The sequence below is a fragment of the Thiomicrorhabdus cannonii genome, from assembly GCF_013391695.1.
Lineage (GTDB): Bacteria > Pseudomonadota > Gammaproteobacteria > Thiomicrospirales > Thiomicrospiraceae > Thiomicrorhabdus > Thiomicrorhabdus cannonii.
In genome coordinates this window covers 104632-127315 of record NZ_JACBGH010000001.1, presented here as the reverse complement: position 1 = coordinate 127315, position 22684 = coordinate 104632, and the positions used below count along the sequence as shown (strand labels likewise).

At 45.2% G+C, this 22684-nt stretch carries 18 protein-coding genes and 1 riboswitch; of the genes, 13 read left to right on the top strand and 5 right to left on the bottom strand.

From position 1 onward, the window contains the following. Positions 1-18 precede the first annotated feature (18 nt). The 8 genes from pdxJ to HZ297_RS12150 all read left to right on the top strand — a co-directional run bounded on the left by pdxJ (position 19) and on the right by HZ297_RS12150 (position 7629). A complete protein-coding gene (pdxJ, locus tag HZ297_RS00685) occupies positions 19-768 on the top strand; it encodes a pyridoxine 5'-phosphate synthase (protein ID WP_178860921.1) in 750 nt (249 codons plus the stop codon). Between the two features lie 13 nt (positions 769-781). Next, positions 782-1159 (top strand): holo-ACP synthase, encoded by a 378-nt coding sequence (gene acpS, locus HZ297_RS00680; RefSeq protein ID WP_178860919.1) that lies wholly within the window; start codon positions 782-784, stop codon positions 1157-1159. Between the two features lie 38 nt (positions 1160-1197). Next, positions 1198-1926: a DUF445 domain-containing protein gene (locus HZ297_RS00675; RefSeq protein WP_218644501.1), complete on the top strand. Its 729-nt coding sequence runs from the start codon at positions 1198-1200 to the stop codon at positions 1924-1926. A gap of 41 nt (positions 1927-1967) precedes the next feature. Then, positions 1968-2873 (top strand): bile acid:sodium symporter family protein, encoded by a 906-nt coding sequence (locus HZ297_RS00670; RefSeq protein ID WP_343034733.1) that lies wholly within the window; start codon positions 1968-1970, stop codon positions 2871-2873. Positions 2874-3007: 134 nt separating this feature from the next. Continuing rightward, a riboswitch (cyclic di-GMP riboswitch) is annotated at positions 3008-3095 on the top strand. Then, complete coding sequence (locus HZ297_RS00665) at positions 3095-3328, top strand: hypothetical protein (protein ID WP_178860917.1); 234 nt, start codon at positions 3095-3097, stop codon at positions 3326-3328. (Overlaps the previous riboswitch by 1 nt.) 27 nt (positions 3329-3355) lie before the next feature. After that, the gene (locus HZ297_RS00660; RefSeq protein ID WP_178860915.1) at positions 3356-5599 is read left to right on the top strand and encodes a methyl-accepting chemotaxis protein; all 2244 of its coding nucleotides are present in this window, start codon (positions 3356-3358) and stop codon (positions 5597-5599) included. After that, a complete protein-coding gene (locus tag HZ297_RS00655; protein ID WP_178860913.1) occupies positions 5599-6138 on the top strand; it encodes a chemotaxis protein CheW in 540 nt (179 codons plus the stop codon). The genes HZ297_RS00660 and HZ297_RS00655 overlap by 1 nt, the downstream gene beginning before the upstream one ends. Before the next feature lie 204 nt (positions 6139-6342). Then, positions 6343-7629 (top strand): HD domain-containing phosphohydrolase, encoded by a 1287-nt coding sequence (locus HZ297_RS12150; protein WP_178860911.1) that lies wholly within the window; start codon positions 6343-6345, stop codon positions 7627-7629. 9 nt (positions 7630-7638) lie between these two features. Here the strand turns inward: HZ297_RS12150 and HZ297_RS00645 are convergent, their stop codons facing one another. Then, entirely contained in the window at positions 7639-8826 is a 1188-nt protein-coding gene (locus tag HZ297_RS00645; protein WP_178860909.1) for an SPM autocatalytic domain-containing protein, read from the bottom strand. A gap of 178 nt (positions 8827-9004) precedes the next feature. On the opposite strand from HZ297_RS00645, the gene HZ297_RS00640 reads away from it, so the two are divergent. Then, the gene (locus tag HZ297_RS00640) at positions 9005-9622 is read left to right on the top strand and encodes a GDSL-type esterase/lipase family protein (protein WP_178860907.1); all 618 of its coding nucleotides are present in this window, start codon (positions 9005-9007) and stop codon (positions 9620-9622) included. A gap of 139 nt (positions 9623-9761) precedes the next feature. On the opposite strand, the gene HZ297_RS00635 is transcribed toward HZ297_RS00640, so the two are convergent. Genes HZ297_RS00635 through hsdR form a run of 4 tightly spaced genes read right to left on the bottom strand, consistent with a single transcriptional unit; the run spans position 9762 to position 16862 of the window. Then, a complete protein-coding gene (locus HZ297_RS00635) occupies positions 9762-11204 on the bottom strand; it encodes a coiled-coil domain-containing protein (protein WP_178860905.1) in 1443 nt (480 codons plus the stop codon). After that, positions 11201-12928, bottom strand: coding sequence for a restriction endonuclease subunit S (locus HZ297_RS00630; RefSeq protein WP_178860903.1), 1728 nt, complete (start codon positions 12926-12928; stop codon positions 11201-11203). Before HZ297_RS00630 ends, HZ297_RS00635 begins: the two co-directional genes overlap by 4 nt. Next, a complete protein-coding gene (locus tag HZ297_RS00625) occupies positions 12928-14388 on the bottom strand; it encodes an N-6 DNA methylase (RefSeq protein ID WP_178860901.1) in 1461 nt (486 codons plus the stop codon). Before HZ297_RS00625 ends, HZ297_RS00630 begins: the two co-directional genes overlap by 1 nt. Before the next feature lie 38 nt (positions 14389-14426). Continuing rightward, a complete protein-coding gene (gene hsdR, locus HZ297_RS00620) occupies positions 14427-16862 on the bottom strand; it encodes an EcoAI/FtnUII family type I restriction enzme subunit R (protein ID WP_178860899.1) in 2436 nt (811 codons plus the stop codon). A 427-nt stretch (positions 16863-17289) separates the two neighbouring features. On the opposite strand from hsdR, the gene HZ297_RS00615 reads away from it, so the two are divergent. Genes HZ297_RS00615 through HZ297_RS00600 form a run of 4 tightly spaced genes read left to right on the top strand, consistent with a single transcriptional unit; the run spans position 17290 to position 22634 of the window. After that, complete coding sequence (locus tag HZ297_RS00615; RefSeq protein WP_178860897.1) at positions 17290-17946, top strand: TnsA endonuclease N-terminal domain-containing protein; 657 nt, start codon at positions 17290-17292, stop codon at positions 17944-17946. Beyond that, positions 17937-19901 carry a TnsB C-terminal domain-containing protein gene (locus HZ297_RS00610; RefSeq protein ID WP_178860895.1) on the top strand — a complete coding sequence of 655 codons (1965 nt, stop codon included), beginning with the start codon at positions 17937-17939 and terminating at the stop codon, positions 19899-19901. The genes HZ297_RS00615 and HZ297_RS00610 overlap by 10 nt, the downstream gene beginning before the upstream one ends. Then, positions 19888-20739: an ATP-binding protein gene (locus tag HZ297_RS00605; protein WP_178860893.1), complete on the top strand. Its 852-nt coding sequence runs from the start codon at positions 19888-19890 to the stop codon at positions 20737-20739. Before HZ297_RS00610 ends, HZ297_RS00605 begins: the two co-directional genes overlap by 14 nt. Continuing rightward, the gene (locus HZ297_RS00600) at positions 20736-22634 is read left to right on the top strand and encodes a TniQ family protein (RefSeq protein ID WP_178860891.1); all 1899 of its coding nucleotides are present in this window, start codon (positions 20736-20738) and stop codon (positions 22632-22634) included. The genes HZ297_RS00605 and HZ297_RS00600 overlap by 4 nt, the downstream gene beginning before the upstream one ends. The last annotated feature ends 50 nt before the right edge of the window (positions 22635-22684 follow it).

The window sequence follows — 22684 nt, the reverse complement described above, 5'->3', positions numbered from 1 at the left end:
ACTTTTCGGGAGAAAACCATGTCGCCGATTTATCTGGGATTGAATATTGATCATGTAGCCACTTTGAGACAGGCGCGCGGCACGCGTTATCCCGACCCGATCAAGGCGGCGTTGGATGCGGAAATGGCCGGTGCCGACAGCATCACCTTGCATCTGCGTGAAGACCGACGTCACATTCAGGACGAAGATGTGGCGCGTATCTGCGCGATGCGCCAGACTAAGGTGAATCTGGAGATGGCGGCGACCGAAGAGATGATCGAAATCGCCTGCCAGCTGCAGCCGGAAGACATCTGTCTGGTGCCGGAAAAACGCGAAGAGTTGACGACCGAAGGCGGTCTGGATGTAGCCGGCCAGAAAGAGTGGTTAACCGAAGCTTGCGCCCGTCTGGCGGAAGCGGGTTGCCGCGTGTCGCTGTTTATCGATCCGGATGAAACTCAGATTGAAGCGGCCAAGGAAGTCGGCGCGCCGGTCATCGAACTGCATACCGGCACTTATGCCGAACTGGAAAAGCCTGCTGCAGTGGCGGCGGAGCTGGAACGCATCCGTCATGCGGCGGAATATGCGCACCGTTTGGGCTTGGTGGTCAATGCCGGGCACGGTTTGCATTATCACAATGTGCAGGCCATCGCCGCCATCAAGGTGATTGAAGAGCTGAATATCGGTCATGCGATTGTCGCGCAGGCGGTGTTTTCCGGCTTGCCGGAAGCAGTGCGCGAGATGAAGCGCCTGATGGTCGAAGCGCGCCAGCAAGCCTATTTGCAGGACTGAAATCAGCTCCGCCATGATTATCGGCATCGGTACTGACATTGTGGATGTGGCGCGTATCGCGCAAGTGTATGCGCGTCAGGGCGAGGCCTTTGCACAGCGTCTGCTCTCCGATGAGGAACTAATCAAATTTGCCAACCAGCGTTTCCCGGAACGCTTTCTGGCGAAACGCTGGGCGCTCAAAGAAGCGGTTTCCAAAGCATTGGGAACCGGCATCAGCCAGGGGGTCTGTTTCCGCGATATGAGCATTCGCCATCATGACAGCGGTCAGCCTTATCTTGCGCTGTCAGGTACGACCCAATCCAAAGCCGAACAGCTCGGTATTCAACGCTGGCAGATCAGTGTCAGTGATGAAAAAACCCACGCCGTGGCGTTTGTGATTGCCGAAGGTTAAGCGTTTTTAGTGTTTAATTAAGTGAGGAACTGAACTGAATGACACTCACCATTTCCAAAAGTCTGTTGACCAATCTGCTTGCCGCTTTGATTTTAACTATAGGTGTGGTGCTCGCGAATGATCTGCTGTTCTGGACCGGCCTGTTCGCTTTGTCGGGCGCGCTGACCAACGCCCTGGCGATTCATATGCTGTTTGAACGCGTGCCGGGGCTTTATGGTTCGGGCGTTATCCCGAATCGTTTCGAGGATTTCAAGAACGCCATCCGCACCTTGATGATGGAACAGTTTTTCAATCAGGCGAATATCGACCGTTTTGTCAGCGGGCAGGGCGACATTTCGCAGCATTTAAAACTGGCGCCGGTGATCGAAAAGGTGGACCTAACGCCCGCTTACGACAAACTGGTGCAGACCATTATGAACTCGTCGTTTGGCGGCATGCTGAGTATGTTCGGCGGGGCCGACGCGCTTAAACCGCTCAAAGAGCCGTTTGTGACCAATCTGCAAAGTGCGCTGATTGAGATCACCGAGCAGGAGGGCTTTATTGCGTTGCTGCAAAACGAGATTGACCGTCCGGATGTGATGACGGATATCCAGCATAAAATCGAATCGATTATCGAATCGCGTCTGGCCGAGTTGACGCCGGAGTTGGTCAAACAGCTGATTCAGCAGATGATCAAAGAACATCTTGGCTGGCTGGTGGTTTGGGGCGGGGTCTTCGGCGGCCTGATCGGCCTGCTTTCGGCGCTGCTTTCGCAGTATGTTGTTTAAATGAACCCGCGTTATGCGGGTTTTTTATTGGGAGAGATAAGGTGTTGTTGACACGTCTGTTTCCGTTATTGGCAGTGGGTTTTGCGCTGTTGGCGTTCTTCTGGCCGCAGGGGTTTGCGGGTTATCAAAGCTGGATTATGCCGCTGTTGATGGTGGTGATGCTTGGCATGGGCTTCAGCTTGCGCCTGCAGGATTTTGAGGAGGTCTTGCGCCTCAAAAAAGTGGTGGCGCTCGGTGTGTTGATTCAATTTGGCGTCATGCCGTTGGCGGCTTTTCTGATCTCCATTGCTTTGGGATTGTCGAGCGAACTGACCGTCGGCATGATGCTGGTAGGCGCGACGGCGGGCGGCACGGCTTCCAATGTGATGACTTATCTGGCCAAAGGGCACTTGGCTTTGTCGGTGAGTATGACACTGGTTTCCACCTTGCTGGCGGTGTTGGCCATGCCGTTGTTGACTTGGGCATATCTGGGGCAGCGGGTGGAGGTGCCGGCGCATGACATGATGGTGAGTCTGCTCAAATTGATTTTGGTGCCGGTGACGGTCGGCATGTTGCTCAGACGCTTCTTGGGTGCACGTGCAGCCAGCGTTGAATGGCTGTTTCCGTGGGTGTCGGTGTGGGCGATTGTGTTTATTATTGCGATAGTGGTGGCGTTGAATCAGGCCAATCTGCAGAGTGTGGCGTTGACGGTGATGCTGGCGGTGATTCTGCACAATCTGACCGGCATGGCAAGTGGTTACTGGCTGAGCAGAAGACTGGGCTACGACTCGGTGATTGCACGAACCGTGGCAATTGAAGTGGGAATGCAGAACTCCGGGTTAAGTGTTGCACTGGCGCTTAAGTATTACACCGCGGCGAGTGCTTTGCCCGGTGCGCTGTTTAGCATTTGGCACAATCTGTCGGGCGCACTGTTTGCAAGTCTGTGGAGCAGACGTAAAGAGGACTGAATGCGGTCTGCTTTTGAATTCAACTTGATTAAATAAGGTTAATTGCAATAAATCGTAACCTCCAAAAGAGGTTTGTAATAAAACGTAATAAAAATTCTTGACCTATCAATAAGGTTTTTGTATATTTCCCACCGAATTTGTTGTGCCAAACTTGTTGTGAAGCAAGGACGGAAAGCCAAGGGTCTTACTGTTTATTAACATTTAAGACAGCCGGTTGCCAGATGATCAAGCCATTTATCGGGGTTTGCCCGTGTTCGCTTGCAGGCTTATTGAAAGTCTCCTTCCTCCTGTTGTGCCCTCAATTTCTCTTAGCTGCTAAGAATCGCGCTCTTGCCGATGATTCGCCAGATGCCTTCGTCTATCTAAACACTTTGGCGCTGATGCATGGCGGTTGCAGCCTTCCTGATGACGATGAAACGTCATCAAGCAGAATTTATAAACCGTTTTTACATTGAATTAAATCTTAAAAAGAGGAATAGGCTATGACAGTCAAGCTCAGGTTGGTGTTAGCGTTTTCAATCCTGATAGTAATGACCATCATTTTAGGGGTGGTGTCATTAATGCAAATCAATACCATTAATAGTTCATTGAATCTGGTCGTCGAGGATCGCGTACCGAAAGTGGTGGCGCTGTTAGGGATTGATCAGCGTCGTGTTGCCGTAGAGCGCGATGTCGGCCAGTTGATTCAGGCGCGCGATCAGCAAGAACGTGATGAGGCCATGCGCCGCATTAACAATCGTCGTGATGCGAATAACCAAGCCTATACGTATTTGGAAGAGAGCATCAAGTCGGCGCAAGGCCGGGCACTTTTGGAGAAAACCATTCAAGCCCGTAAGGCGCAAGGTGTGATGAGGCAGCGTATGATTGAATTGGCCACCTCAGGGCAAACAGACGCTGCATTGAATCTCTATCTTTCTCCTGAAACACGTCAGGTCAGCCGTACTTATCGGGATGAACTGGGTGCGCTTGTAGAGCTTCAAAAAGAGCTAAGCAAGCAGTCTGCGGATGAAGGTACTGCTGCCGGTAGTTTTGCCATCAAAATTGCCATGGCTATCTTGATTGTTTCTTTAATTATCGGTGTCGGTTTCTTCCTGTGGATTATGCGTGTGGTGGTGCGTCCGGTGGTAGCGATGCAGGAAGCGATGCAGGAGGTGGTTAAAACCGGCCAGTTTGACAAACAGGTAACTGTGCTGAACCGCGATGAAATCGGTTTGTCGGTAGAAGCGTTGAACAGCTTATTGAAGAGCATGCAGCAGGCAATCGGCGATGCCAACACAACTATCGGCGCTTTGGCTCAAGGTGATTTCTCAAAACGTATCACCAACAACTATGTGGGTGATTTGAACAAGCTTAAAGAAGGCATTAACATCAGTGCCGATAACGTGACCAATGTCATGACTGAAATGGGTAGCGTTATGAAGTCGTTGTATGAAGGTCAGTTTGACGTGACTGTGAATACCAATGCACAGGGTGAATACCGTACTATGCTGGTTAACACTTCTGAAGCGATGCATGCAATCAACGAAGTGATTGCCAATATCAACAATGTCATGGGGGCGATGCAAGACGGTCGTTTCCAAGAGCGCGTGATGGTGAATGCACGTGGTCAGTTGGATCTGATGAAACAGCGTATCAACAGTTCGATGCAGGATCTGGACAGCGCGATGGCGGAGATTATCCGTGTGGTGGTTGCACAGTCGGAAGGGGATTTGACCAACACCATCAGCGCGCAATACCGCGGTGATTTGGAAACCTTGAAGCAGGCGGTGAATACCTCAGCCCAAAAACTGGTTGAAGTGGTTTCCAAGGCGGTCGAGGCATCCAGCATTGTCAGCAGCGCTGCCGAAGAGGTCTCCCGTGGCTCGTCCGATTTGAGCCAGCGTGTACAGGAACAGGCGGCTGCATTGGAAGAAACCTCGGCGACGATGGATGAGATGAACTCTACCGTTGAGGCAAATACCGAGAACTCACAGCGTGCAGCGGAAGTGGCGCAAGGCGTGCGTACGCAAGCCAATGAAGGCAGCCAAGTGATGCAGCAGACGATCAGTGCAATGAATGCCATTCAGGAGTCGAGCCATAAGATTGCTGATATCGTCACATTAATTGACGGTATTGCTTTCCAAACTAACTTGCTGGCGTTGAACGCTGCGGTCGAAGCGGCAAGAGCGGGCGATCACGGTCGCGGTTTCGCGGTCGTGGCCGGTGAAGTGCGTGCTCTGGCGCAAAAGTCAGCCGAAGCGGCTAAGGATATTAAGACTTTGATCGATGAAAGCGTGACGCGTATCGGTCAAGGCACGCAATTGGCCTCGCAATCCGGAGAGATGTTGAACGAGATCAATCGATCGATTGAATCGGTAACTGTAATGATTGAACAGATTGCCCGTGCCTCTTCAGAACAGGCCAATGGTGTGACTCAGGTGCATGTGGCGATCAGCCAGATCGATCAGGTCACTCAGCAGAATGCTGCGTTGGTTGAAGAGACCACTGCGGCGGCAGAAAGCATGAGTGAGCAGGCGAATAATTTGAGCAGAGATATGGCGTTCTTCAAAATAGGACACGATATGGGAACAGCGCGCCGCCTGGCGTCTCCGGCCGCTAAAAAGCCGATGCAGGCGTTGGCGCACTCCAAGCCGCAACTCAACTCGCAATCTAAGCAAGCCCCCAAGTTTGAGGTGAAACCGGCACCAAAGCATACGGGTGACTCTGATGAGTGGGGTGATTTCTGATGGATGCGCCAACCCAGAATCGCTCGCTGAATAAAGCAGTTGAAGATCAAAAAGGCAAGCAGCATCAGGCACAGTTTTTGACTTTTGTGTTGGGAGCTGAAACCTACTGTATCGACATTTTGCGTGTTCAGGAAATTCGCGGCTGGGAAAAAACCACCCAGTTGCCGGAGACGCCTGAATATGTCAAAGGGGTCATTAATATTCGCGGTACGATCGTGCCGATTGTCGACCTGCGCGAACGCTTCCATATCGGGCAGGCCACCTATAATGACAGCACCGTTGTCATTATTACCAAAATGGAAGGTGGTGATGCCCAGGAAAACCTGCAAAAAACCGTCGGTTTGGTGGTAGACGGCGTCAGCGATGTGGAAGACATTGATCTCGACGGTTTACAGGCTGCACCGTCGTTCAGGTCCGGTGACCGTGTCAGTGACGAGTTTATCCAGGGCCTGGCCAGTGTGGGTGACAAGATGGCCATCGTTCTGAATGTCGACCACTTATTGCACAAGGGCGTCTTTCAGAAGCTGGCAGCCGCGTAAGGCGCCATACTTTAGAAGAAACCTAAAAAACCGCCTAATTTGGGCGGTTTTTTATTTCAGGCGACAGCGCGCTAGTCGAACCCAATGTTTTGCTAATACAGAACGTTCAAGATGCTGTATGCTGCATATCCGATTAAATACCTTGTCGTAGGTCTGATTATTCTATAAAGTTTCGTTTAACTGTTACTCAAAGTAGGGTTAATTGTGAAATTTATCCGTTCCGCATCCTCACGTCAATTACATCAACAATTGATTTTTCGCATCGGTTTGACGGCCTTTTTTGCCGGTATGCTGACGTCGGCATTCCTTTGGTTTTACGGTATAGAGCAGTTTGAAGAGGATGCGGTTGAAAGCGCGCAAGTCTTGGCGGAGCAGATGATTGTGACGCACGCTTCCGAACTGAGTTTGTTGGAAAGAGGCAGCCAGCTGACGGAAACGGATATACAGCAGCTTTTACAGGTGGCCAATGAGTATGTCACCCGCTATTTCAGCTTTGTTGAACTCTATGATGTAGAGGGTGAGGAAGTCATTGCAGCGACTTCAAGCGATCCGTTGGCCAAAAGCGCCGTTGAAGCGCGCGTGCATATGAATCCTAAAAACGAGCATATCTACAATGCCTTCTATGACCACGATAAGCTGTATATCCAGATATTCCTGCCTTTGAAAAAAGAAAAGGAAATATTTGGTTATGTCGAAATGGTCTATACCTATCCCGAACTATTTCTTAAACAGCAGTACCGCCACCTGATTGAAGCGATGTTGGCGGTGATGTTGTCGGTTTTAGTGGCCGCTGCGGTCATATATCCTGTCGTCATGTCCCTTTTTAAAGAAACCCAGACCCGCAAGCTTGAAATCCTGCAAGGCAATATGGAGATGCTCGAACTGATCGGTTCCGCGATTTCAAAACGCGATTCGGATACGGATGAGCATAATTTTAGGGTGACTCTGTATGCTTTGGCATTGGCTGAACGCATGGGGATTTCAAAGGAACGCTGCAGAGAACTGATTAAGGGAGCGTTTGTACATGACATCGGCAAGATTGCCATATCCGATAACATCCTGCTCAAGCCTGGAAAGTTGACCGATGAAGAGTTTGCAGTGATGCAGAGCCATGTGAAAGAGGGGGCCGATATCGTCAGGGTATCGACCTGGCTCAACAGCGCCAAGGATATTGTTGAGTTCCATCACGAAAAATATAATGGCAAGGGCTATCCGCATGCGCTCAAAGGAGAGAATATCCCTCTGAATGCGCGTATTTTTGCCATTGCGGATGTATTTGATGCCTTAACCTCAAAGCGCCCATATAAGGAACCTTTCAGTGTGGCTGCCTCCCTGCAGATTCTTCGCGAGGAGGCAGGGCAGCATTTTGATCCGAATTTAGTCGAACGTTTTATCGACATCGCCGATGCATTGCACGCTGAATTTGCCAGTCTGCCTCGTCAGGCGCTCGCTGAAAAGTTGCATCGAGCCATTCGCAGTTACTTTTATTAAGCCTTGACGTCAAACTGCCAAATCAATCTGCTGGATCGTGCCGGCGCCTCGACCGTCTTCATAGAGGAAGATGCCGCTGTTTTTCAACTGGCCTTGCATGGCATTGTCACTGTCTTTGTAGTCAAAAGGCGTGGCCACATTGGCTAGCGCAATCGCCCCGATATTGAGTTCCAGCAAGCCTTGCAGCTTGTCCAGTCCGTTGGCGTCCTTCTGCCATACTTCCAGTTTGGAAAAAATGGCGTCGTTTTCATCGATCCAGCCGTTGCCGTCATCGTCATAAGCGGCTAATTCACTAAAGCCGTCGCCGCTCTGTGCGCCGAATAGTTCGCTGCCATCGTTGATGAGACCATCGCCGTTTTTATCGAATGCCAAAAATCCGGAGCCTGGCGCCACAAAACTGATTTGATCTGCCTGACCGTCTGCATCAATATCAAACTGGTATTTGTTGAGCGTGAGTTCAGCCGGTGTGCCGCCGAAATTGACGGTTAACGGGTCTTTCATGACCCAGCCCTGCTGACGTTCGCTCATAAACTGGGCAGAGAAGCTGCGACTCATCTGTAGGTTGAGGTTAAAGCTGATCTGCTCACCGTTTGCGGTGGTCACATTGCCCTGGGCACTGAATTGGGTATGTTGTTCTTCGTAATAGTGACTCATCATCGCCCAACGTTCACCGAAAACAGGCATTCCGTCCACGGTTTGCAGCGCATCTTGCCCTTGGGATATTGGTGCATCAGCAGCGTGAGCCGTATCCTCTTTGCCGCCGTCATAACCGTAGACTTTAAGATGATAGGGCTTGCCTGTGAGGCGTTCCATCATGGCTTCCACCGCTTCAATCATGCGTTGCAGATGCGGCGGCAGGGCGGGTTTCCCTTCGGAGGCGTCTTGCGTCTTAACGCCCTGGGCTTGCGCAGGCAAGACACTGGTTTGACGCTGTCCTGACAGCGGAGCTTCAAACGTTTCCTGTTTGTCTGGTGAGCGAAAATGCCCTAATTGGTGGTTGCCAGGTGTATTCTGAGCTAGCTGTTTGCCAATTGAGAGTGTGCTCATTCCGGCAGTTTCGGCCATATGTGATTGCGTTTGGGTTTCACGGCTTTGCAGCTGGCCGTTTACATAGTTTTCGTGAACACGCTGTTGTGCGCTTTCGGTGCGCGCATAATATTGCGCGGAAAGCTGCAGATTCTGGTCGAGAATTTTCATGGTAGAGTCCCATTTATATGGTGAGTAAAGAGAGGTCTTTGTGCCTCCTTACGTCTTCCCTTGAGGGTTCCCAGTGTGTGCGGCCCTTGTCTTGATTTATATGCCGGGCTCTGTTTTTATAGATGTATGTTTTGTTTCCCTTTTTATCGGCAGCTTAGGAAGAAACTTTAGGATAGGTATGAAAATTGCATTGAAACTGGTTTTGCCTATCATTTGGGTGTTTTTTCTGGCGGGGTGTGCCAAACCGCAACTGCCGCCTTTGCAGGACGAAGACACCATTGTGGCTTTTGGCGACAGTCTGACACTGGGCGTTGGTGTCAAGCCGGAGCAGAGCTATCCTGCGGTATTGGCGCGTTTGAGTGGCCGTAAAGTGATTAATGCCGGCGTCAGCGGTGAAACCACCGCGCAAGGCTTGGAGCGCTTGGCTGAGGTGGTGGCAGCGCATCAACCCAAGCTGGTGATTCTGCTGGAAGGCGGCAACGATATGCTCCAAAAGCAGCCCGAGGAAAGCATTGCCGCCAACCTCGGCAACATGATCGCCAGTTTGCAGGACGAAGGTATTGGCGTGTTACTGGTCAGCGTTCCTGAAAAGGGCGTGTGGATGCGAGCCGCGCCCTGGTATGAGGAGCTGGCCGATGAATATGCCGTACCGCTGGAAGATGAGATTGTCCCCGAACTGATGGGGCGGTTGACGATGAAATCGGATTATGTGCATTTCAATGCGCAGGGTTATGAGGCTTTGGCACAGGCCATTTTGGTAAAACTGCAAGAGGCCGGGGCATTGTTAACGCCTTGATGTAGGTTTACACATAACTTGAAATAAATTTACACATATAGTCTGGATTATAAAAAATATTTATGGATTGGGCGGGGTTAGCCTGATTCGTATTCAGTTTTAATACATCGCGCTTTCAGGTAACAATCAATTCAATATGTCAGTTAATTTGACTTTGAGTGACTTTTTTAATGCCTTGACTAACGGCATTAACTGTTTCGTGAATCGGTGATGATTCCCTTGAGTTGTTACTTAATACCTTCGATGCGTTTTCACCAATCGTTTTTATTGCCGTAGTCATTAACGCACCAAGCATTTCAGGTTGATTTTCGCCTAGTCGGTCAATTTGCTCTTTAAAGCTTTGGTAGGAACTTGTCACTGCTTGCTTGTGGGCATACTCTTGACGTAATCTTTCAAGTTCGTTTCGGCGTCTGGATGTAAAAATAGCAAACCAAATTGCAGGCAATATAATTGGAGACCCTTGCAATAAATTGTATATGAGGGACTCGACCATACTCTCTTTTTGAACTGAAAATACAAAGCTGGCTATGCCAGCGGCAAGAAGCACACTCAGTGCTACATAAAACTGCATCGTAAACCAAAATATTGGCTTCTCGCATTCATCCTTTAGTTTTTTATATTCTGAGGATAGTCCAGCGCTGACCGCACCAGGGAGTAAGCTTTCAATTTCGTTGATTAGCTCTTGAATCTTTGACTTATGTTCGGTTTCATACTTCTTAAAGGCTTGCTTATATTCTTCAAGCTCAGCCTTCAAGCCACCAGCTAATCCACCTTCTTCATCAGGTGTGCCAAAAACTTTCACATAGAAAGATTTTAGTGCTTTCAGTTCTTCTTCCGTATCCGCTAACAATTTCTCGATTTCTTGAGTGCTTTGTTTGGCACTTGTTTCATAATTTTCGGTATTTTTATGCAGCTGGTTAATTTGCTGTTCAATCTTTTGAATTGATTGATTTGATTGAGTCGAGTCTGCAAGCAAAGATTGGATTTTCTTCAGTAGGGAATCGATATCTGCACTGATTCCTGAATTGCCATCCTCACCAAATAACCGTTGATAAAGTGAATAAGATTTCTCTGAATCTGACTCGACTTCTTTAAGGTTTTTATTGGCTTCTCCAACAACACGATTAAGCTCGTTTAAACGCTCATGACTCGTTTCCAACAATGACCGTTTCAGTTGCTCTAATAAGTCTTGCTGGCTTTTAGAAACTTCTTTTAAACCTTTGGAAACTGCGTTAGGCATAACCATATAAGGTCTGAAAATATTTAGCGCTTGATCAATGTGATTATTAGCCGTTTGGATTTGACTTATATTGCTTTGATCATTTCTAAAATTAGTTAAATGGGATTGTGTTTGTTGAATCGGCCCTTGGGCATTCGACAATGTTTGAAGGTGAAAGGTATCTTTATCAATTGCCTTAAGAATAGAGTCAATGAGCTTTTGACATTTCACTAAACGAGTAAATTCGGTGATGATATTTTCGTCAGTCTCTGCTCCCAATTGGATTGATTCAATAACTTTGATTAGTTCTTGCCAGTGTGTGTGAAACTGGTGACTGTCAAAAGCTTCAGACCATCGATTCATTGAAGAATTTCCTGTGTAATGGAGTGGGCGAGGTGGCATTGGGTGGTTTGCGCGGTTTGCAGTTGGGTTTTGATTTGGTCGCAGAGGGTCATAAGCTCATTCACTTTGGCGACTATGCGGGTTTGTTCCTCTTTTGGTGGAATAGGAAAAACAAACTTACTAATTTCTGAAAGGTACAAGCAAGGTTGTGCTCCACCTCTTTTATTGCCATGAATAAGATTCTGAAGCATAGGTGAATCAGCAAGGTATTTAAGGTAGTTTGAGTTAAATTTTAGAGGCTTAATCAAAGCCACACTTCGAACCAAAGCAAAATTACTTTGTTCAGGCACAAGAGAGCTGCGGCCAATTGTTCCACCAACGGAGACCATCATCAAATCACCAGTCTCAGGCAAGCAACGTTCTCTTGATTTTTTATAATCTACCGAAGAAATACGGTCAACATCATCAAAATCAACGAAACCATCTCTAACATTCTTAGCAGATAAAAGCATTTCCCCAATTTCTATACGCTTTGGAGTTTTATGATCACCATCTGTAATTTTTGAAGTCACATCAATCAACCTTACCCACTCCCAACCATTTGGTAAATCGAAGGGTTTTTCGGCATCGGTGATGGGGGGCAGGGCTTTGGATTTTTTAATTTTGCCGTCTTTGATGAGTTGGGCTTTTTCGGCGGCGATTTTTTTGAGTAGTTCGCTGGCAGGTTCATCGTTTGGGTTTTGTGGGACGAGTTTGCCCATGACCGCCAATTGCAGAATGGTTTGTTTTAGGGTGTCTATGCTGTGTTCGGTGGTGAAGAGCACATCGAAATTTTGGGCAATTAATGACCAGGCCTGGTCAAAATTGGCGGTATTGTCTGGATTAACCAAATTCCCTAACAGCGTTTCCACCAATGTTTGATGGGTAGCAATTGAATCCAGTGTTTGGCTTTCCAATTGATCACACAAAGCCATTAATTCATCAACTTTTGAGACTATGCGTTTTTGCTCTTCCAAAGAAGGTAAAGCCATAAACCCACTTCTCAGAGCTTTGGTATCTAAATGGGGAATAGCAGCACCTTTTAAATTTGAATTAAGATGTTGATATGCGTTCTGAAAAAACAACTTTATAAAAGGCTTTAAACTATTAGATGTATCGACTCTTGCTAATGTTGATCCAATAACCCCATTTTGCCCTTCCAAAATTAAGCCACTTCTAGAACCATCACAAACAACTAATAAATCATCAGTTGTGCATTTTGGTGCGGATTCATCATCTGTAAATCTAAGAACATTACCCCTATCTAAAGCTTCAATATCTAAATAAGGGTATATTCCTTTTTTTTCTGATAGATGTTTGGGCTTTTTTCCTTTTACCAATTCAAAAATAGTTAAATTTGATGCCCACTCCCATCCATTCGGTAGCTCAAATGGTTTTTCGTCATCTGTGATTTCTGGCAGGGCTTTGTTTTTTTTGATTTTTCCATCTTTAATCAATTGCACTTTTTCAGCAGCAATCTTTTCAAGCAAAACACTGGCGGGGTCATCATTAGGGTCTTGCGGTACGAGCAAGCCCCGCACGGCCATTTCTAAAATCAGCTCTCGCAGTTTTTGAATGCCCACTAAATTCAGCTTATTGCTTGAGCCTCGCCCAGCGGTGGATTTGGTTTCAATCGCTTGTGTCCAAGTATCAAGATGTTGGGTAATTAGGTTTTCTGCACTCGAATTTTTCGCTTGTAAAGACATCACGCTTTACCTTCCAATGCATTGCCTAGAATGGTTTTGAGTTGATCACGCAGTTGTTGAATCTCATTTTGTTGCGTTGCATAAGTTGCCAGCAATTCTTCTGGGTCGTGAACGATTTCTTCGGCTTGGTGCGGGTTTTTAATGTCTAGGTTGTAGTTGCGCTCGATAATTTCATCAATCGACACACACCACGCCTGCTCGGTTTCAGTTCGGCTGGCAAAACCATCGGCTTCATTGCCCCACCAGTCGATTTCGGTTTGGAACTCCTCAAACTTCATCGGCTTGGTTTTGGAGTAGTTTTTTACGCCTTCTGGATAAGGGTGTTCATAGAACCAAATCTTTTCGGTCTTTTGCCCTTTGGTGAAAAACAGAATATTGGTTTTAATGCCCGTGTAAGGGTTAAACACACCATTTGGCAGGCGGACAATGGTGTGCAGATTGCATTCTTCCACTAGCATCTTTTTCAGTTTGGTTTTCACGCCCTCACCAAACAATGTGCCGTCAGGCAGCACTACCGCCGCACGACCACCGTCTTTTAGGGTTTCCACAATCAACTGCATAAACAGATCGGCGGTTTCACGAGTGCGAAATTCGGCTGGGAAGTTTTGTTCAATACCGTCTTCTTCTGTGCCGCCAAATGGTGGATTGGTGATAATAACATCGGTATCCGAATCCCAACTAGAAAGCGGTTTGCTTAGGGTATTGTCGTGGCGGATTTGCACTGGCACTTCGATACCGTGTAGCAACATATTGGTGGTACACAGTAGATGCGGTAATTGCTTTTTCTCGACGCCCCAAATCTGCCCTTGCAGTTGTTTTTGGTCTTCGGTGGTTTTGATTTGTTTTTTGAGGTGTTCAACGGAAGACGCTAAGAATCCGCCCGTCCCGCAAGCAGGGTCAAATACCTTTTCGCCGAGTTGCGGATTGATGCGATTGACCATAAATTCCGTGACTGCTCTTGGGGTATAAAACTCGCCGGCATTGCCTGCTGCTTGCAGGTCTTTGAGGATTTGCTCATACATATCACCAAACAGGTGGCGTTCTTGTGAATTGCCAAAATCTATCTCGTTGAGCTTGTTAATAACCTGGCGCAGTAGGGTACCGTTTTTCATGTAGTTGAAGGCATCGCTAAAGGCTTCTTTGACCACAAACCCGCGAGGGTTGGTATCCATTGGTGCCGTTAACTCTTTAAGCGTTGGGAATAGGTCACTATTGATAAACTCTAAAAGAGCATCACCGGTTAGGCCATCGGCATCTGCCGCCCAGTTACGCCAAAGGTATTTCTCAGGAATCGGTGTTTTATAATTGTCTTGTTCGAACTCCAACTCTTCTTCTTGTGCATCGAAGATTTTGAGGAATAACATCCAAGAAAGTTGACCTAGGCGCTGTGCATCACCATCAACACCTGCATCTTTACGCATAATATCTTGAATCGATTTAATAACTGTGGATATAGACATGGTTACCTTTATGTATTTTTATTCTTATTGTTGTCAGATTAAGCCGATTGTTCTGGGGCGTAGAGTAGGGCTTCTAATTCACTAATTGCCTGTTCATAGGCTTGCTTTGAACCAAAGGCGTTTTTAACAATCTCTTTGGGTTGCCCCATTTGATCAAATGGCGTGACTTTAAGCACTTGAATGGATTCGATTTCCGTTACACCTTGGTCTGCGTATTTATCCAACAAGGCATTAAGTACCTGTTGAGCCGCCTCAGAATACTTGGTGAAGTAGTTACGCTTTTTGACGTTTTCCGCGCGCTCTTTTCGAGTCAGAGGAGGTTGGTCGAAAGCAACGTGGCAGATTAAGTCGAATGGATCCATATCACGACTAATATCCTGTTCCAGTGCCTGCCAGATAACACCGTTGGCTTCTAGTTCTTCAATGATTGCTTGCTTACGTTCTGATGCTTGCCACTTTTTAACAAACTCATCCATCGAGGCGAACTCTTTTTGTATGGTTTTCTTGGTGTAGTCTTTAAAGGACTCGGTCACCAATTTACCATCAGCATCATAATACTGAACGCGCTCGGCTAATTTCTTGACGGTCACGCCAGAAACGTAATATTTGACAAAAGGTTCCTTCTCACCACCGGTATCTTCACCCGTTTGTGTCCATTCATCTTCGTGCTCGCTGCCAGTTGCATAATCACCTTGCGCTTCTTCAACCCCGTCTGCACTTTCATTCTCGTTTTCAGGGTGGTTGAGTTGGTCATCGAACTCTGGGTTGTCTGGGTCATTAATAATTTCGGGTTTAGTAACCATGACTCGCTCAGGAATTCCGTCAAAACGCTCGTCAGCGAACAATTCCGTGGCTTTTTTGAAGTCGAGGATTGTAAACCAAAGTTTGTTGAAACGGTCATCAATGCGAGTACCGCGTCCAATAATTTGCTTAAACTTGGTCATGGACTGAATGGATTGATCCAGCACGACGAGTTTACAGGTTTTAGCATCGACGCCGGTAGTCATCAACTCGGAGGTTGTCGCAATGACTGGATAGGCTTTTTTGGGGTTAATAAAGTTATCTAGCTGAGCTTTACCGAGTTCGTCATCTCCGGTGATTCTCATCACGTATTTTTCGTTTTTCTTAACCTGTTCTGGATTCAGGTTGACCAAAGCACGGCGCATCCGTTCGGCATGGTCAATGTCATTACAGAACACAATGGTCTTTGCCATCGGGTCGGTGCGCTTGAGATACGAGGTAATGGTTTCGGCCACTAATTGCGTGCGTTCATCAATGACCAGAGTACGGTCAAAATCTTTTGCGTTATAGATGCGGTCTTGAATGATTTCCCCGTGTTTATCTGTTTGCCCTTTGGTTGGGCGCCATCCTAAGGCATCAATATCCAGGTCAACACGAACCACTTTGTAAGGCGCAAGAAAACCGTCTTCGATACCTTGCTTTAACGAGTAGGTGTAAACAGGCTCACCGAAATAGTCGATATTGGACACTTCTTCCGTTTCTTTGGGGGTTGCGGTTAAACCGATTTGCGTGGCGGAGGAGAAGTACTCCAGAATTTCACGCCATGCGGAGTCTTCGGCCGCGCTCCCACGGTGACATTCGTCGATCACAATCAAGTCAAAGAAATCCGGTGCCACTTGTTTGTAGGCTTTTTGCGACTCTTCTGGTCCCGTTAGAGCTTGGTAAAGCGCCAGATGAATTTCATAGGCGGGATCAACCGTGCGCTTTTCCACCTTAGTCATGGCGGTATCAAACGGCTGAAAATCATTAATGCGAGTTTGGTCTACGAGGACATTTCTATCGGCTAAAAACAGAATGCGTTTTTTTGTTTTCGATTTCCACAAGCGCCAGATGATTTGAAATGCCGTATAGGTTTTACCGGTGCCAGTTGCCATCACCAAGAGTATGCGGTTTTGGCCTCTGGCAATTGCCTCTATGGTTTTGTTTATAGCTTGTAGCTGATAGTAGCGTGGTGATTTGCCGGAACCATCATCATGGTAGGATTGGGTAATGATAGGCAATTGGCTATCCGAATAACCTTTCCAAGCACAGTATTTTTGCCAAAGCTCGTCAGGAGTAGGGAATTGGTCAAGCGTAATTTCAGTTTCGATTGAACCAGTTGTTGCTGTTTTATCATGGAAGATAAAACCATCACCATTGGATGCAAACACAAACGGGGTTTCTAACAGGCCGGCATAATCCAAGGCTTGCTGCATTCCTTTGCCGATTTCGTGTTTATTGGCTTTCGCTTCAATCACCGCCAAAGGAAGGTTGGGTTTGTGATAAAGCACAATATCCGCAGACTTTACCTTTTTACGGGCAGCGATTTGCCCACGAACAATCACCTTGCCGTCACGCAGCTTCACCTCTTGACGGATTTGGGTCATAGAGTTCCAGCCTTTATTGGTTAGGGCTGGTAGGATGAACTTTGTGATAATGTCTGTTTCAGAGAATTGCTGCTTGTTCGTATTCATAGGGTTTGAGGCATCGCAAATTTTAAGCTTAGGTGCATTTTATACGTATCTTTTTTGCAGTTCTACTGCAAATTTCACCTTCCTTGTGTGGATAGAAATCCCTCAATATTCTTGGCATTTACGATCAACTTGAATTAATTCCAGCGCAAAACACCGAATTGTTTTTTTAATTGGTCATATCTCAAAAAAAATTTCAGGGAATTTTCCCTGAAACGGAACTTCATATTGGTCTCCCAGAGTATTTTCTTTTGAATTTTTTGAAAGAAAACACTTATTCTCAAACTTTTCGAAAAGAAATTTTCTTTCAAACTTTTTGAAAATAAATTATTTTAAAAACAACATGTTATCTATATAAAAATTCTTGACAGGCGTTTTTTTGATCTTTAAATTACACATGAAATGACATAAACACGAAAAAGAAGGGCGCATGAAAAACTTTAGAAGATTTAAAACTCAGAATCGAGATATTCGTCACCGAAGCGGCGAGAACTACATAGGCAGTGTCGCGTTTAAAGATCAGCGCATTCCGTATGAGTCCTCTCTAGAAAGAGATTTTGTTTATTTGGCCCTCAGTCACTCAACTGTTTGTAAGGTTATTTCTCAATCCAATCGAATTGATTATGTCTTTGAGGGGAAAGTTAGAGAGTACACCTCAGATTTTTGTCTGGTGACTGAAACGGGCGAAATGTACCTGTTTGAAGTTAAACCAGAAACGAAATACCTGGCTAACCAGCAACGTTTTAAAGTTATTCAAGAGGTTTTTTTAAGAAAAGAGTATGTGTTTGCAGTTGTGACAGACAGCCAGATTAGGCAAGGTCGTCAAGTTCGTAATGCTGAAGAAGTGCTTGATGCAAGAAGGCGTTATGAAGATGATCTGGAACCATCGATTATCACTGAAACGCAGAAATGGTTATTGGAAAAACCAGGCTTTCTTGTTGAAGAGCATCAACATAAATTTGGCTTAGAAAGTTATTTGGAGTCGATTGCCTATTTGCATAAATCTCATGCTGAGCTCATTAAGATTCCATATTTGGGATCCAAAGCCAAGATGCATCCATCCAGAGGAGAATGGAAGTGGAATTGAAAAGTAAATTCACCTTACTTCCCAAGCGCCAGGGATCATGCCCTTTGGAAACCGGGGTTCAAATTATTTGGAACAATGTACTTTTTGAACTGGAAGAGATTGCACCTAAGCGGTTTCGCTTGCAGTCAATTCACTCAGAATCTTATGAAAAAAGTGAAGAGGAAGTTCTCTCATTCATTATTGAGGGTAGTGCTTATATTTATTCAACGCCGCATAAATTACAGAAGCCAGAACCTTCGAATATTATCGATTTTGAGCCGATTCAATTATCAGAAAAACAGCAACAAAAAATGCAAAAGGCGTTGCGTTATATCAATGAAATGGAGGTTTACCCTATTCTGAAGATGGAGCCTCGATTCTTAGAACGTCATATCCAAGAGATGGCTAAAAAATATAAGGATGATTCGCCGCCTTCACCGAGCACACTCTATCGTTGGATTAAAAAGTATCAAAATGCCCGAAATACGCCACAAAACATGTTCGTGAGAATGATGACGCTGGATAACCGCGGCAATCATACACGACGTTATGAGGATGAGGTCTACGAGATTATTGATGAGGTAGTTGATAAGTTGTATTTGCAACCTCGCGGGGCAACAATCCGGCAAACCTATGAGGCGGTGATATCACGCATCAAACAAATGAATACAGATGGAAACTCAGAAGTGCCATTGAGGCTTCCAAGCTATCAAATGGTCTATCGTTTCATTAAAGCCATCGACCCATTCATTGTGACTGAACGCCGTGAAGGTCGTAATAAAGCCAAGAACCTTTTCGCACATACATCGAAAAGCTATCAGCCAGAGCATCCGTTGCACTGGGTAGAAATTGATAGTACGCAGTTGGATATTTATGTGATTGTCGAATTGGGTGGACAGCAGGATGTGCGACGACCTTATCTGACTGCCTGTATTGATGCATATTCACGAGCGATTGCCGGGGTGTATTTGTCGACCGAGTCTCCATCATCTGAATCCTCCTCAGAATGTATGTTGCAAGTCTTATCTCCTAAGGCCAAGTTTCTTGAGGAATTAGGCATACATAATGTTGACTGGCCTGTATATGGCGTGCCTCAGAAAGTAGTCATGGATAACGGAACGGATTATTGGTCATCTGAAATGGTTAATGGATTATCAAATCTTAATATTGAAATGTCCGTTAGTCGCCCAAGAAGTCCTACTGATAAACCTTACATCGAACGCTTCTTTAGAACGCTAACAGACAGTTTTCTGAAGGGGAAGCCTGGGTTTGTGCCAAAACCAAAGGACAAAGACCCCAGATACAATCCTCAAAAAGATGCAAAGCAGACGTTTGATGAATTTTACAGAGAGCTCGTTTTGTTTATCGCAGAAACCTACAACAACCGCAAACATAAATCACTTCAATGTTCGCCTTTACAGAGGTGGCATCAAGGCGTGTCTCAAAGAAAAGTAAGTGTGATTAGTGATATTGAAAAGTTTCCGCCAATCTTCTCAAAAGTGGAGAAACGTAAATTGACCAAAGGCGGAATTGAAATGAAAAAAATTAGATACAACCATGGGGGGGAGGACTATAAAAACTTTAAACGAGCGTATATGGATCAAGAGGTCGAGGTGGCATGGAAAAAGAGTGATATCAGTTGTATTTGGGTAATTGACCGGAAAACGAAGGGTTACATTCCTGTTATGGCTAACGACCAGAGTATTCGGGATTTGAGGCCAAGTTATAGTGCTCATAAAAAAGTGATTGAGGATATGCGTGAGCAATTTAAATCTATCAATATTTCTGAAATTGCCGGGCGCTATCAAGCCATTGAGACCTTAAGCAAAGATGAATCTTTGGTACCGAAACACTCTACGACTAAACAGAAAATACACGCTGTTCAGTCCCAGGCTCGTGACAAAAAAACATTGGTAGCCGGTTTGTCTGATGATGAGATTGCAGAGATTTTGAGGAACAGTGATGAAGCAAATTGATGCAGCGAAGATTGCAGGTCACCCAGATTATAAAAAATTTCATAGCACTGTCGTCATGCATGATGACATGTTGTTTGCGCTGAAGGAGTTTAGTAATTGTTTAGTGAGGGCGCAAACCACTCAAGAGTCCTGTGGATTGATGTTAACGGGAGAGTCTGGCGCAGGTAAAACAACTACTTTGGAATCGTTCAAAGAGCATGCAAGGCAGAACGATTTGAAGTTTGCGTACATTAGCTTGGAATCAGATTTAACGATTAAATCACTTTGCGGTGAGTTAATTGAAACCATTCGGCCTGATTACAAAATGACGCAAACTCAAACGGCGTTAGAGAGAACCAAAATATTTTTGAAGTTGGTCGAAATCCATCAAATTGACGTCTTGATTATGGATGAATTTCAGCATGTGCTATTGAGCAAAACCAAAAGAACAGCGGAAAAAACATCCGAGTGGGTGAAAAGCCTGCTCAATGCCACTAAAGGTCTGGTGGTTGTTATCTCGGGTATGCCAACAATAGAAGAGGTTTTTCAGTTGGATGATTCCGCGCTGCAACTCAAACGCAGAATTCACTCAACAATCAATTTGTCAAAATATGCGGCGTTGAAGGACACATCACAAAAGAGGGTGGCTTTCCTAAAAAAATACCTGTCACATTTCAATACCAATACCGACGTGCTTCTGGAAACGAATCAGGTTAATAGGATTCTGAATGAATCCGGAAACAATATTGGAAAAATAACAAAAATAGTCGAGTTTTGTGTCTCAATGGCGTTGACCGAAGGAAGAACCAAAGTGATTTTAGAGGACTTAAACTTTGCTATTGAAAGGCTGAATGGATGATTAGAGTAGAGCGTCACCCTCATGAATCCAATATTGGTTATTTGCAAAGAATAGCCTTGGCTAATGCCTATGATGATCTGAAATTGTTCATGGCTGAGTTTTTTCCGGATGTTTCTAACAACGTCAATTGGCCACATTTTCCCCTTTATCTGTATTTTGAGGTAGTTGAAAATCCAGATGCCACGCTTGGAATTAACGTGGTTAAGCCAAATCACATTAAAGATAAAAGACTAGACTATGGAAAAATAAAGCTTAGAGAGCAGCATTTCTCAGTCCATAAAAAGGTTTGTCCTGAGTGTTTGAAAGAACATCAAATTGAACATGGTGCTTGGGAGCATATCTTCTTTGTGGCTTGTCCGATTCATAAAATTCGCCTGGTTCAGTTTCCTCAAAATCATCCCGAATTTTCATACCGAAAAAAACCGTTTGAATTTGATTTGCAGATGCTTGAGAGTCCGTCTAGTTCAGTGTCAGCGGCAAATCAATTCATAAAGTTGGATAACCGGGATTACGTCTCCAAACAGGTCGAAGGATTTGAACCTGCGACTCCATTGGAAGTGTCAATTGCTCAGATTTTGAAAGAACTTTATGAAACAGGAAAAAGTAGTTCGGACTATGTTCCCAAAGTCTTATGGGACACTCCAGAAGTATGGTTGGAATCGATATTCTATATCGTTGATCCACAACGAGCATCAGGAAGGCATCCTGTAAAGTTTGAGTTGGCTAAACTCGAATTCAGTAAAAGAGTCGAATATGTTGAAGACTATGAACAACTATGGTTGGAGATGGATCAGTTCTTAATTTCGATGTACGAGGGTAGGAGCTTAGTTGATATATACAGTGACGAGTTTCATCCAAACAAACATCTCAAAAACTACAAGGACTGGGTAGGCTTAAGAAACCTTCGCAAGTATGCGCCCTTTTTAAAGGAGCATTTTGATAATTTTATCTTCGATAAAAGTGGTTTTAGACCAAATTCGGTCAACTCCACGACAATCCCCGGAAATTTGATAGGATCTATCAAAGTTCGACAAATTTTAGAAATCTCTAATGAGGTGTATCAACTCTTTTTAAAACAGGGGATTTTGAATCCTTACAAATTGGGGTTATCTAATTTCAGCTCAAAAATGCCTTTATTTAAAGAGCAGGATATAAATAAGCTTAAAGAGTATCTTCCGCTTAAATGGGAAAGGTTTCACCAAAAATACGGGCTTGCAAATCGGAAACTTAATGACTTGGTGGCACTTGGCGTTGTCATCAAGACTGACTTTGAAACAGGGAATGATAACTTCTATTTTTTGAATGAAGATTTTATTCAGGCTCATTCCGAGCGCCTTAAAAACCCGATAAGCCTTTATGACGCCATGCACAAATTCAAAGTTGCGAATGTTACATACTCAATTTTGATTGATGAGATTAAACAGGGGGATCTGGGGTGTCAGGTTGTTGTTAATTCTAGGATTAAGGTTTTTGTGTCGCAATCTGATTTACTCGGATTAAAGCCGAAGTATTTTTCAGTGACTGACGAGTGCAAATACATTAGTAGAGAGCAGGTGTGTAAAGAGTTTCAGATTACTAACCGGGCCGTTTTTAATTTGGCAAAAGAGGGCTTTATTGAAAGCACTCCTAAATCGGAAAGACTCTCTCCTCATGACGTGTATTTGAAAAGTTCTGTAGAAGATTTTTTTAGAGACTATATTGTATTAAGCCAGATTTCAGACTTGATTGGGTTGCATCGAAGTACTCGATTAACCCGAAAAATATTGGATGAACTCGGTGTTTTTCCTGCCTATAAAACGCCTTACCTAATTTATGATAGAGCAAGCTTTATTGTTCATAGATCTGATATAGAAAAACAGGCAATGGTTTGCCGATCAGATAACCTCCCACGTTAAATCGATTCATCTTCTGTTCTGAAGTCTCCGCTAAATCAATTAGCCAATAT